The organism is Flavobacterium soyae, from assembly GCF_045348165.1.
In the GTDB taxonomy this organism is placed as follows: Bacteria; Bacteroidota; Bacteroidia; order Flavobacteriales; family Flavobacteriaceae; genus Flavobacterium; species Flavobacterium soyae.
On record NZ_CP150845.1, the window covers coordinates 1,867,488 to 1,879,575 of the forward strand.

Sequence of the window (12,088 nt, forward strand, 5' to 3'; positions counted from 1 at the left end):
TAAGTGAAGCAAAATTAAGAAAACAATTAAATTATCTTGATAAAGTGTAACATTTGATAATAACGACCGTCTTATTTAGATAGTGAAACAGAATTATTAACGTTTTATTATCATAATTTACTTATAAAATATATTATTATTGTTTTAAAAATTTAACAATACCATGATCGAAATTAAAGACTTACATAAATCCTATAAAATGGGAAGTTCGGAGCTGCATGTGTTGAAAGGGATAAATTTTAATATTGCAGAAGGAGAATTAGTGGCGATTATGGGATCATCGGGATCTGGAAAATCGACTCTTCTTAATATTTTAGGAATTCTTGATGAAGCCGATTCTGGCAGTTATATTTTAGATAAAACGCCAATTAAGAAATTAAACGAAACATTGGCTTCAAAATACAGGAACAAATTTTTGGGTTTTGTTTTTCAGTCTTTTAATTTGATCAATTATAAAACAGCATTAGACAACGTTGCTATGCCTTTGTATTACCAAGGTGTAAAAAGAAAAGAGCGTTACGATATTGCGATGAAATATCTTGAAAAAGTAGGTTTGGGCTCGCATTCTCATCACTTGCCAAATGAACTTTCAGGAGGGCAGAAACAGCGTGTTGCAATAGCTAGAGCACTGGCTTCGAATCCGAAAGTTTTGCTTGCCGATGAGCCAACGGGAGCTTTAGATACCAAAACTTCCTATGAAGTTATGGAACTTATTCAAGGAATTAACGATGAAGGAAAAACAATTTTGATCGTTACACACGAACCTGATATTGCCGCTATGTGCAAAAGAAATGTGGTCCTGAAAGATGGATTAATTATCGATGATAAATTAGTAGAACAAGTTAGAGCTTCATCTTATGTTTAATATTGAGCGTTGGCAGGAAATATTTGATGCAATTTCCAAAAACCGACTCAGAACATTCCTAACAGGAGTTTCGGTGGCATCGGGTATTTTTATTTTGGTGATTTTGCTTGGAGCAGGAAAAGGGCTTCAAAACGGTATTGAAAAACAATTCGAGCGTGATGCTGCAGGAATTATTGAGGTTTGGTCTGGTACGACGACTAAAGAGTATAAAGGACTGAATCCGGGAAGACAGATTCAGTTTAGAAATAGTGATTACAATCAATCTATTCAAAAATTTGAGGATAAATTAGATTTAAGAGCTTCAACACAAAATTATTGGGGAGCACAATTTGCTTACGGCAAAGAAAATGGGAATTATCAATATAGAGGTGTTAATCCGGATTATGGCGGAATTGAAAACCTTACGATAGTTCAGGGACGATATGTAAATAGTAAAGATTTAGCCAATAACGAAAAAGTCGCTGCGATCGGGATGAAGATAAAAACCGATTTGTTTAAAGACAAAGACGCCCTTGGAAAAGAAATTCAAATTAACAATATCAATTTTAAAGTAATTGGGGTTTTTACAGATCCGGGAGGGGAAAGAGAAGAAGCAAGAGCTTATCTGCCATTGACAACTGTACAAAGAACTTTTGGTGCCGGCGACAAAATCAGTAACATATTTTTTACTTTAAAAAAGACAAAAGATTATGATGAAGCTTTAGCACAATCTGAAAAATTTACTAAAGAATTAAAGGAATTATTGAAAAGTAAAAACGTTGTGGCTCCAGATGATGACGGCGGAATAAATGCCTATAACTCCGTTAAAGATGCCAAACAGTTTTACGATTTAAATTTATATATCAGGTTGTTTTTCTGGTGGGTTGGTATTTGCACCATTATTGCCGGAGTTGTTGGGGTGAGCAACATTATGCTGATTATTGTAAAAGAAAGAACCAAAGAAATCGGAATTAGAAAAGCACTTGGCGCATCGCCATTTTCTATTATTTCGATGATACTTCACGAATCCATTTTTATTACAACAATAGCAGGTTTTACCGGGCTTTTAGCCAGTTTACTGTTGTTAGAATTTGTTGGGCCGATGGTTCAGAGTGAATATTTCAGAAATCCCGAAGTAGATTTTAATGTGGCATTAACGACACTATTTTTACTTGTATTTGCCGGTGCCGTTGCAGGATTTTTTCCAGCATACAGAGCCGCCAAAATTAGACCTATTGTAGCACTTAGAGACGAATAATCATGTTTAAAAAAGATAATTGGGATGAGATTTTACAGGCCTTAACGGCGAATCCCTTCAGAACTATTCTGACGGCTTTTGGTGTATTTTGGGGGATTTTTATTTTGGTGATTCTCCTTGCTGCCGGTAACGGTTTGGAAAACGGAATTAAAAAAGGATTTGACGGAATTGCCACAAATACCATGTTTATGTGGAGCCAGACTACCTCTAAAGCTTATAAAGGACTGCCTAAAACGCGTCGTTATGATTTTAGAAACAGCGATGTTGCAGCTTTAAAAGCGGCTTTACCGGATTTGTTATATGTTTCTCCACGTAATCAGCTGGGAGATTTTAACGGAACAAATAATGTGGTTCGAGGGACAAAAACTTCGGCTTTTACTATTTATGGAGATTATCCAGAGCTGATTAAACAACAGCCGATGGATATTATAAAAGGCAGATTTATAAACCAGCAGGATATTCAGGATAGAAGAAAAGTGGCAATAATTGGTAAAGGGGTTATCAGTGAACTTTACGGAAAAGAGGAAGAATCTGTTGGGTCTTATATCAAAATTAATGGTATCAACTTTATGGTTGTTGGCGTTTATAAGTCTAAACAGCAAGGAGGAAATGCAGAACAGGAACAAAAGAATATTTTTATTCCGTTTACGACTTTTCAGCAGGCTTTTAATTATGGAGATAAAGTAGGATGGATGGCACTTACGGCAAAAGACGAAACATCCATTACCGACTTGAAGCCTAAAATTTTAGAAATAATCAAAGGGCTTCATTCCATAAATCCTGCCGATGACAGAGCAGTAGGAAATTTTGATTTGTATGAACAATTTAACAAGGTGCAGAGTTTGTTTAATATTCTAAAAATCATTGCCTATTTTGTAGGAACATTAGTTTTGATTTCGGGTGTTATTGGAATCTCAAACATTATGCTGATCGTAGTTAAGGAACGCACAAAAGAAATAGGGATTAGAAGAGCTTTAGGTGCAACGCCTGGGGCAATTCGCGGGCAGATTTTATCTGAATCTATATTTCTAACCATCATTTCTGGAATGTTTGGTATTGCGGTAGCGACAGGAATTATTGCACTCTTAAACATGGCATTAGATTCGATGCCGCCCGGAAATGACACCATGTTTGCCAATCCGAGTGTCGATTTAGGAGTTGTATTTGTTGCCTTAATAATATTAGTAGGATCAGGTTTGCTGGCAGGATTTATCCCGGCGCAGACTGCAATTAATGTGAAGCCTGTAGATGCTTTACGAACAGAATAAAATTATCAATCAAAAAATAATCGATTAAACTAAAAAACAAAATGAAAAAAGGAGTAACCGTAACCATTTTAATTTTAATTGCTATAGTCTTTTTTGGCGCGCTTTACTATTTGTACGCAAAGAATCAGGAATCGCCAATTGTTTTTAAGACAGAGAAAGCAGAGATTAAAACGATCGTAAAAAATACAATTGCGACTGGTAATATTCAGCCTGATGAGGAGGTATTAATCAAACCAAACATTTCAGGTATTATTGAACAGGTTTATATCAAAGCAGGAGAAAAAATTAAAGCAGGAGATATGATTGCCAAAATTAGAGTTGTTGCTAACGTTTCTAATGTAAGCAGTACTCAAAATCAGGTTCAGACGGCTAAAATTGCTTTAGATAATCAGGAGAAAATTTATCAAAGACAAAAAACACTTTTTGATAAAGATGTAATTTCTGCCAATGATTTTGATGCAGCTCAAGTGGCTTACAAACAGGCAAAACAAACATATCTGGCTGCTAAACAAAACTTAGATATTGTAAAAACGGGTACTACTACTTCGTTAGGGAATTATGCTAATACCTTAATTCGTTCAACAGTAAACGGAATGGTTTTACAGGTTCCGGTAAAAGTAGGCAACCAGGTTATTGAAAGTAATAATTTCAATGAAGGAACTACAATTGCAAGTGTTGCCGATGTTGGAAGAATGATTTTTATTGGAAAAATTGACGAATCTGAGGTTGGAAAAATCAAAGAAAAAATGCCAATTGAAATCACTGTTGGAGCAATTGAAAATAAAAAATTCGAAGCAGTTTTAACGGATATTGCACCAAAAGGAGTTGTAGAAAACGGAGCAATTCAGTTTGAAATAAAAGCAAGGTTAGAAAATAGAGATGACACATTTATTAGAGCCGGTTTAAGTGCAAATGCATCTATTATTCTTGAAAAAGCAGAGAAAGTTCTGGCTATAAAAGAATCATTAGTTCAATTTGACAAAAAAACTCAAAAACCATATGTAGAAGTTGAAACAGCGCCTCAGAAATTTGAAAGAAGAGATTTAGTTTTGGGTGTAAGCGACGGAATCTATGTTCAGGTTAAAAGCGGAATCAAAAACACGAATAAAATTAAAATCTGGAATCAGGGTTTAATTGACGAGAAAGAAGAGAAAAAGTAATTTGAAACTGTAAAGAGTTTTTTGGGTTTTAAAAATGTTAAATTTGCGTAGTTTGGTATACTGCGCTTTCATTCAAAATATATGAAAATAAATAAATATAATAGTCTTGTTTTTGCCATGTTGTTTGGGTTTGGATTAGCCGGACATGCGCAGTCAAAACAATGGACACTGGAAGAATGTGTGAAATACGCATTAGATAATAACATTACAATTAAATTATCTGAACTGGATGTCAAAACTGCAAATATTGACAAAAAAGGTGCATTAGGAAGTTATCTTCCAACAGTAAACGGAACTGCTTCCCATTCATGGAATATCGGTTTGAACGTTAACCCTGTTACCAATATTGCGACTACACAAACAACGCAGTATTCTTCATTAGGGGTAAACGCAAATGTTGATATTTACAAAGGTTTGCAAAATCAAAATGCATATAGAAAAGCCACTCTTTCTATTATAGCATCAAAATATCAACTGTTGAAAATGCAGGAAGATATTTCGTTGAATGTTGCAAATGCTTTTCTTCAGATTTTATCTAACAAAGAAGATTTAAAAGTAAAGAAAGAACAATTAGCGATTGATGAAAAACGTTATTCGCGTTCCGAAGAAATGGTAAATGCAGGAACAATTCCTCGAGGAGATTTGTTTGACTTAAAAGCTACGGTTGCTACAGATAAACAAAATATTACAGTTTCTGAAAACAATTTATTGATTTCGAAATTAAGTCTGGCCCAGCTTTTACAATTAAAAGAATTTGCTGATTTTGATGTAATTGATGATACAAATGCCAAAGATGAAAATAATATCATGGCGCAGAATCCAATTGATATTTACAATAAAGCAAAAGAAACAAGAACAGAACTAAAATTAGCTCAGACAAATCTTGAAATTGCCGAAAAGAATGTTTCTATTGCAAAAGGAGCTTATCAGCCAACTTTGAGAGGTTTTTATCAATTTAGTACCAGTGCGAGTTATAGTGATAGAATCATAGGAACTGACGGTGCAGGAAATCCAATTTACGCAGGTCCAAATCCAGTTTTTGATCAGTTTAGTGATAACAAAGGACATAATTTTGGTTTTCAATTAAGTGTTCCAATATTTAATGGATTCTCTGCCAAAAACAATGTTGAAAGAAACAAAGTAAGTTTAGAGAAATCTAAAATAGATTTAGAACAAAAAAGTTTAGATTTGCAACGTAACGTTTATACAGCATTTACAGATGCAAAAGGGGCTTTAAATACTTATGAATCTTCAACGATTACTTTAGAAGCAAGACAGCAGGCATACAACTATGCCAAAGAAAAGTATGATGTAGGTTTAATGAATTCATTTGATTTTACACAGGCACAAACTTTGCTTACAAATGCACAATCTGATGTTATCAGAACGAAATACGATTACATGTTTAAAATAAAAATACTTGAGTTCTATTTCGGAATTCCAATTGTTCCAATTATTACAAAATAATTATTATGTCAAAAAAAACAGTTTACTTCTTAGTTGGTATAGCCGTAGTTGTTATTGCAGCATTAATAGCATTTAAAGGAGTAATAGGAAATAAAGAAGAAGGAAAAGAAATTGAAACTTCAAAAGTAACCGCTTCGACAATTGTTGAAACGGTATCGGCAACAGGAAAAATCCAGCCCGAAATTGAAGTGAAAATTTCTCCTGAAGTTTCCGGAGAGATTATTTTGTTAAATGTAAAAGAAGGGCAGGTTGTAAAAAAAGGAGATTTATTGGTCAAAATAAACCCTGATTTATATACCTCAAGCTACAATCGTTCTGTTTCTAATTTATCTGGTACAAAGGCAGGTTTAACACAATCTGAAGCTAGTTTTAAAGAAGCAAAAGCCAATTACGAGCGAAATAAAACCTTGTATGATAAAGGCGTTATTTCAAAATCTGACTGGGATAAATCAATCGCTTCTTTTGAAGTAGCAAAAGCAACAAGACAATCTTCTTACTATAACGTTCAGAGCGCTTCTGCTTCTGTAAATGAAGCAAAAGATAATTTAGGACGTACCACAATTTATGCTCCTGCAGATGGTACAATTTCGGTGCTGAATGTCGAATTGGGAGAACGTGTTTTAGGAACACAGCAAATGGCCGGAACGGAACTTTTAAGAGTTGCGAATCTTAATAACATGGAAGTTGAAGTTGACGTAAACGAAAATGACATCGTAAAAATTAAAATTGGCGACGAAGCAAATGTTGAAGTCGATGCCTATTTAAAAAAGAAATTTAAAGGAGTTGTAACCAGTATTTCAAATTCTGCAAGTACAACATTAACTTCAGATCAGGTTACCAATTTCAAAGTAAAAGTTCGTATTTTAAAAGAATCATATCAGGATTTATTAGAAGGAAAACCAGCGGCGTATTCCCCTTTTAGACCTGGAATGACGGCTACTGTTGATATTATTACAACGACTAAAAACAATGTTTTGGCCGTGCCGATAAGTTCTGTTGTGGTAAAATCTGATACAACTGCTGTAAAAGATTTTACGGTTGAAGATCCAAACGAGAAAAAACCGGCTCCAAAAAGCGACAAGAAATTCGAATGTGTTTTTGTAAAAGTAGGAGACAAAGCTAAAATCAGAATTATTAAAACAGGAATTCAGGATGATACTAATATCGAGGTAATGTCTGGATTAAAACCGGGTGATGTGGTAATTACAGGGCCGTACACAACAGTTTCTAAAGAACTAAATTCCGGGGATAAAGTAAAGCTTAAAAAAGCTGAAGCTCCAAAAAAATAAAAAATAAATATATTTAAGATATTCGTCACTCTGAGCGAAGTTGAAGGCTTATTAAGTAAAGAGGGTTTCGACTTCGCTCAGCCAGACATAATAATAAATTTTAAAATTGCACCACACATTGTCTTTCATTCTCAATATCGAAACCGCTACCAAAAACTGCTCAGTCTCAATTGCAAAAAATGGAGAAACTATTTTTTGTAAAGAAATTGCCGAAGAAGGATATTCGCATGCTGAAAAACTTCATGTTTTTATTGAAGAAGTAATCGCAGAATCCGGTATTACAGTTCAGGATTTAGGTGCCATTGCAGTAAGTCAGGGACCAGGTTCCTATACAGGTTTACGAATTGGGGTTTCGGCAGCAAAAGGATTGTGTTTCGCATTAAATATTCCGTTAATTGCTGTAGATACTTTACAGACTTTAGCATCAAAAGCAAATGTTTCTGACGGAAAAATTATCCCGATGCTGGACGCCAGAAGAATGGAAGTATACAGCGAAATTTTTAATGCTGATTTAGAAGTTGAAAGAGGAATTCAGGCGGAGATTATTACAGAAGATTCTTTTGCAGCCTATACAGAAAAACTTTATTTTGTTGGAGATTGTGCAGAGAAATGTAAACAGGTTTTAACTAAAGAAAACTTTGTGTTTTTAGAAGAAATCAAATATCCTTCGGCAAGAGAAATGAGTAAAATCAGTTTTGATAAATATCAAAAAAGCGACACTGTTGATGTCGCTTATTTTGAACCTTATTATTTAAAAGATTTTATGATGACACAGCCATCAAAAAAACAATAAACTAATTTTTATTTTTGAACTGTAAACGGCTGAACAGAAATTCCTGCCTGATCTAAAGCTGTTTTACAATTTTCTAAAGTGTCAGAAAAAACAGCTCCATAATTAACATTCTTTGCCCACGGGCGAACTGCAAAATCAACAGAACTAGCTGATAAATTCTTTACGAAAACTTCTGGTGCGGGGTTTTTAAGCACTTTTGGGTTTTTGTTTAAAACATCCAATAAAACTTCTTTAGCCTTTTTAATATCAGAATCATAAGAAACTGAGAATGTCAAATCGGCTCTTCTTTCACCTTGCATCGAATAATTAATAATAGTTCCGTTTGACAATGCACCATTCGGAACAAAAACCGTTTGATTATTTCCGGTAAGCATTTTGGTAACAAAAATCTGAATCTCTAAAACCGTTGCAATAACACCCTGAGCCTCGATTGTATCGCCAACTTTAAAAGGCTTGAAAACGATAATCAGCATTCCGCCCGCAAAATTCGAAAGTGAACCCTGCAGCGATAAACCAACTGCAAGTCCCATCGCACCCAGAATAGCTACAAATGAAGAAGTTTCAATACCAAGTTTTGAAATAAAGGTTACAAACAATAAAACTCTAAGCGCCCACAATAAAATATCAGCAAGGAATTTTGTTAATGTTGGGTCAAGATTTCTCTTCACCATTACTTTTCGAATTACTCTGTTGATTAATCGAATAGCATATAAACCAACAAATAAAATTAGCAGTGCCGAGATTAATTTTGGAGAATAATCGATTAAAATATCAATGAATTTTGCAGCATAACTGCTAAGCTGTTCAGGATTGATGTACATAATATTTGAATAAAAAAACCTTCTCAAAGAGAAGGTAAATTAATTTTGCAAATATAGATATATTTTATTTTTATATGAAAATAGTTTCCATTACTTCTCGTCTTCAGAGTCCAATTCTGTAATCCCGTCTTCGCTCACATCAACTACTGTTTCTGTAACCAGTTTATAATCTTCATTTGCAGTTTCAGTAATTACTTCTTTGATAGAATCAATCACATCGTGTATAGAATCAGATGCCTTTTCGACATAGTCATTCACGGTATCTTTGGTTTGTTCCAGATATTCTGCTGCAGAATCGATTATAGGTTCTGAGGCTTCTTTTGCTTCTTCAAAAGTATTTTCGGCCTTATCTGCAAAATCTACTGCTGTTTCTTTTGCCGAGCCAAACAAATTACTGAAAAATGATGATAATCCCATGGTTTTAAAATGATTAGTTAAGGTTGCAATATTAATTATTTTTGGAGAAAAACAATTTAATTTTTGTTTAATTAATTATGAAAAATAAAAAAGCGCCTCATTTGAGACGCTTAAAATTATATACAATTAAAATTTTTATGCATTTAAAGCTTCAACCTTAATAGATTCATCATTCAGCATACTTTTCAGCATATTTTCGATACCGCTTTTTAAAGTAAAAGTAGAGGATGGGCAACCACTGCAGGCACCTTGTAAAATCACTTTTACAGTCTTATTATCTTCATTGTAAGAATCAAAAGCAATATTACCGCCATCGGCCGCAACTGCCGGTTTTACGTATTCTTCTAAAATATTGATGATCTGCTGCGACGTAACATCTAATTTATCAAATGCTTCATCTTTTGTAATATCATTTTTAGTGGTTGTCTGAATTAAACTTTCATCTAAAACAGTTCCTCCGTTTTCGATAAACTGTTTGATGAACGTTCTTAACTCTAAAGTGATTTCAGACCACTCGTTGATTTCGTATTTGGTTACAGAAATATAATTCTCATCAATAAAAACCTCTTTTACATAAGGAAATTTGAATAATTCCTGTGCCAGCGGAGAAGAAGCTGTCTGGTCTATATTTTTGTATTCAACAGCATTTCTTGTCAGCATCCTGCTCACAACAAATTTAAGTGCAGAAGGATTTGGAGTTGATTCTCCATAAACCGTAATAGGCTGTTTTTTTGCTTTGTTTTCGTCCGCTTTAATAATAACGCCGCCTTTGTCTACAAATGCTGCAATCTGCTCTGCAACATCGTCCTGAACATCGCTCCATTCTACAATGCTGTATCTTTCGATAGCAATAAAATTTCCCGAAATATAAACGGTTTTTACAAACGGCAGATAGAACAATTGCTGCGCTAAAGGCGAAGCTTGGGCTTCATCAATATTTTTGAATTCAAAGTTTTGATTTTGTGTAATAAAATCTTCAAATTCAAATTTCAATATCGTTGGATTTTGAGTCTCTTTTATCGTGATTTTTGTCATGGGAGTAATTTTTTGCAAATTTACTAAAGTTATTTTCTACTATTACCTATATTTGGTTTTTTAATAAAATAATTAAGACTCTCTTCAAATAATTCGTACTGAATTATTAAGAGTGTAAAAATTAGACTAACCAGCCAGCCATTATGAAATTAAAAATCAAGTTATTAATTGTTTTTTTAATAACGACTTTTTATACTTATTCTCAAGAAGGAATTCCTGTTTACTCCGATTATTTATCAGATAATTACTACTTGATTCACCCTTCGATGGCGGGAGCTGCAAATTGTGCAAAAATTAGATTGACAGCCAGAAAACAATGGTTTGGTCAGGAAGACGCGCCTTCACTTCAAACTTTAAGTTTTAACGGAAGAGTAGGAGAGCGTTCCGGTGCCGGGATTATTGTTTTTAATGATAAAAACGGATATCATTCAGAAAAAGGAGTAAAGCTGACCTATGCGCATCATATTATGTTTTCTAGAGATGAAGTCGATTTAAATCAGCTTTCATTTGGTATTAGCGGAGGATTGATCCAGAATCAATTAGATGAAACAAAATTTGGCGGTACTTTTGATCCAATTGTTTTTGGTTCGATTCAAAAAGACTCTTATTTTAATGTAGATTTTGGAGCTTCTTATAACTACTTAAATTTTTATGCGCACGCAACGGTTCAGGGAGTGCTTGAAACCAGAAGAGAATTGTATACAGATTATGAAAGTGATAATTTAAGAAAGTTTCTTTTTAGTGCAGGTTATGTATTTGGAAAAAGAGATAAAATTACCTGGGAGCCTTCTATTTTATTTCAATTATTTGATCAGACAAAAGAAAAATCTATTGACCTGAACTTAAAAGCTTATAAGAATTTAGATTTTGGAAGTTTATGGGCAGCTTTTTCTTACAGAAGAAGTTTTGACGGCGCTCAATTTAACTCAGGAAGCGGGGTTTCATCTCAAAAACTACAATATTTTACCCCAATTGTGGGCGTAAATTTTAAAAACTTTATGTTTGCTTATACCTATTCTCAGGTTATGGGCGATGTAAAATTTGATACTGGCGGATACCACCAGATTACTTTAGGAATTAATATATTTTGCAGAAAGGAACGTTACGACTGTAACTGTCCGGCAATTAATTAAAAATTTTATTATGCTTATTAAATCTGTAAACGGAAAATCACCTTCAATTCCAGAAGATTGTTATATTGCCGAAAATGCAGCTATAGTTGGTGATGTTTCTTTTGGCGTATCTTGCAGTGTTTGGTTTAATGCTGTTGTTCGCGGCGATGTTCACTTTATTAAAATTGGAAATAAAGTAAATATTCAGGATGGGGCAATAATTCACTGCACGTATCAAAAACACCCAACAATTATAGGAAACAATGTTTCTATAGGACATAATGCCATCGTGCACGGTTGTACAATTCACGACAATGTTTTAATAGGAATGGGCGCTATCGTAATGGATAACTGCGTTGTCGAAAGTAATTCGATCGTGGCGGCCGGAGCAGTTTTAACCCAAAATACAGTTGTTCCTTCAGGAACTATTTTTGCCGGTGTTCCTGCCAAAAAGGTAAAAGATATTGACCAGTCTGATTTTGCCGGAGAAATCGAACGCATTTCAAACAATTACGTAATGTATTCCGGCTGGTTTAAAGAATAAATTCAATAAATTCCAAAATGAAAATTCCAAATTCCAATAGTTATCGACACTTCATTGGAATTTGGAATTTTTATTATTTG

The 12,088-nt window shown here is 34.0% G+C and carries 12 protein-coding genes; 9 read left to right on the forward strand and 3 right to left on the reverse strand.

All coding sequences use genetic code 11. The features are described from left to right. Positions 1 to 163 precede the first annotated feature (163 nt). From AABD74_RS08150 to tsaB, 7 genes are all read left to right on the forward strand, one after another. On the forward strand, positions 164 to 865 hold the full coding sequence (locus tag AABD74_RS08150) for an ABC transporter ATP-binding protein (RefSeq protein WP_232681496.1): 702 nt from the start codon (positions 164 to 166) through the stop codon (positions 863 to 865). Next, on the forward strand, positions 858 to 2,102 hold the full coding sequence (locus AABD74_RS08155) for an ABC transporter permease (protein ID WP_232681497.1): 1,245 nt from the start codon (positions 858 to 860) through the stop codon (positions 2,100 to 2,102). The genes AABD74_RS08150 and AABD74_RS08155 overlap by 8 nt, the downstream gene beginning before the upstream one ends. Positions 2,103 to 2,104: 2 nt before the next feature. Next, positions 2,105 to 3,370: an ABC transporter permease gene (locus AABD74_RS08160; RefSeq protein ID WP_232681498.1), complete on the forward strand. Its 1,266-nt coding sequence runs from the start codon at positions 2,105 to 2,107 to the stop codon at positions 3,368 to 3,370. A 41-nt stretch (positions 3,371 to 3,411) separates the two neighbouring features. Further along, positions 3,412 to 4,530 carry an efflux RND transporter periplasmic adaptor subunit gene (locus tag AABD74_RS08165; RefSeq protein WP_232681499.1) on the forward strand — a complete coding sequence of 373 codons (1,119 nt, stop codon included), beginning with the start codon at positions 3,412 to 3,414 and terminating at the stop codon, positions 4,528 to 4,530. An 81-nt stretch (positions 4,531 to 4,611) separates the two neighbouring features. Further along, on the forward strand, positions 4,612 to 5,997 hold the full coding sequence (locus AABD74_RS08170) for a TolC family protein (RefSeq protein ID WP_232681500.1): 1,386 nt from the start codon (positions 4,612 to 4,614) through the stop codon (positions 5,995 to 5,997). Positions 5,998 to 6,002: 5 nt separating this feature from the next. Further along, positions 6,003 to 7,286, forward strand: a complete 1,284-nt coding sequence (locus tag AABD74_RS08175) for an efflux RND transporter periplasmic adaptor subunit (protein ID WP_406845202.1) — start codon at positions 6,003 to 6,005, stop codon at positions 7,284 to 7,286. Positions 7,287 to 7,404: 118 nt separating this feature from the next. Next, positions 7,405 to 8,079, forward strand: coding sequence for a tRNA (adenosine(37)-N6)-threonylcarbamoyltransferase complex dimerization subunit type 1 TsaB (gene tsaB, locus AABD74_RS08180; protein ID WP_406845203.1), 675 nt, complete (start codon positions 7,405 to 7,407; stop codon positions 8,077 to 8,079). A gap of 8 nt (positions 8,080 to 8,087) precedes the next feature. Here tsaB and AABD74_RS08185 read toward each other — a convergent pair whose 3' ends face one another. The 3 genes from AABD74_RS08185 to AABD74_RS08195 all read right to left on the reverse strand — a co-directional run bounded on the left by AABD74_RS08185 (position 8,088) and on the right by AABD74_RS08195 (position 10,352). Continuing rightward, the gene (locus AABD74_RS08185; protein ID WP_232681503.1) at positions 8,088 to 8,900 is read right to left on the reverse strand and encodes a mechanosensitive ion channel family protein; all 813 of its coding nucleotides are present in this window, start codon (positions 8,898 to 8,900) and stop codon (positions 8,088 to 8,090) included. 90 nt (positions 8,901 to 8,990) lie between these two features. Further along, positions 8,991 to 9,317, reverse strand: a complete 327-nt coding sequence (locus tag AABD74_RS08190) for a YtxH domain-containing protein (protein WP_406845204.1) — start codon at positions 9,315 to 9,317, stop codon at positions 8,991 to 8,993. 135 nt (positions 9,318 to 9,452) lie between these two features. Then, positions 9,453 to 10,352, reverse strand: coding sequence for a NifU family protein (locus tag AABD74_RS08195; protein ID WP_406845205.1), 900 nt, complete (start codon positions 10,350 to 10,352; stop codon positions 9,453 to 9,455). A 143-nt stretch (positions 10,353 to 10,495) separates the two neighbouring features. On the opposite strand from AABD74_RS08195, the gene AABD74_RS08200 reads away from it, so the two are divergent. Together AABD74_RS08200 and AABD74_RS08205 are read left to right on the forward strand one after the other, a co-directional pair. Beyond that, entirely contained in the window at positions 10,496 to 11,485 is a 990-nt protein-coding gene (locus AABD74_RS08200) for a type IX secretion system membrane protein PorP/SprF (protein ID WP_406845206.1), read from the forward strand. Between the two features lie 10 nt (positions 11,486 to 11,495). Next, on the forward strand, positions 11,496 to 12,008 hold the full coding sequence (locus tag AABD74_RS08205; RefSeq protein ID WP_232681508.1) for a gamma carbonic anhydrase family protein: 513 nt from the start codon (positions 11,496 to 11,498) through the stop codon (positions 12,006 to 12,008). The last annotated feature ends 80 nt before the right edge of the window (positions 12,009 to 12,088 follow it).

Coding starts and splice junctions, on each gene's coding strand:
- AABD74_RS08150 (WP_232681496.1), top strand. CDS start 164: ATGATCGAAATTAAAGACTTACATAAATCCTATAAAATGGGAAGTTCG.
- AABD74_RS08155 (WP_232681497.1), top strand. CDS start 858: ATGTTTAATATTGAGCGTTGGCAGGAAATATTTGATGCAATTTCCAAA.
- AABD74_RS08160 (WP_232681498.1), top strand. CDS start 2,105: ATGTTTAAAAAAGATAATTGGGATGAGATTTTACAGGCCTTAACGGCG.
- AABD74_RS08165 (WP_232681499.1), top strand. CDS start 3,412: ATGAAAAAAGGAGTAACCGTAACCATTTTAATTTTAATTGCTATAGTC.
- AABD74_RS08170 (WP_232681500.1), top strand. CDS start 4,612: ATGAAAATAAATAAATATAATAGTCTTGTTTTTGCCATGTTGTTTGGG.
- AABD74_RS08175 (WP_406845202.1), top strand. CDS start 6,003: ATGTCAAAAAAAACAGTTTACTTCTTAGTTGGTATAGCCGTAGTTGTT.
- AABD74_RS08185 (WP_232681503.1), bottom strand. CDS start 8,900: ATGTACATCAATCCTGAACAGCTTAGCAGTTATGCTGCAAAATTCATT.
- AABD74_RS08190 (WP_406845204.1), bottom strand. CDS start 9,317: ATGGGATTATCATCATTTTTCAGTAATTTGTTTGGCTCGGCAAAAGAA.
- AABD74_RS08195 (WP_406845205.1), bottom strand. CDS start 10,352: ATGACAAAAATCACGATAAAAGAGACTCAAAATCCAACGATATTGAAA.
- AABD74_RS08200 (WP_406845206.1), top strand. CDS start 10,496: ATGAAATTAAAAATCAAGTTATTAATTGTTTTTTTAATAACGACTTTT.
- AABD74_RS08205 (WP_232681508.1), top strand. CDS start 11,496: ATGCTTATTAAATCTGTAAACGGAAAATCACCTTCAATTCCAGAAGAT.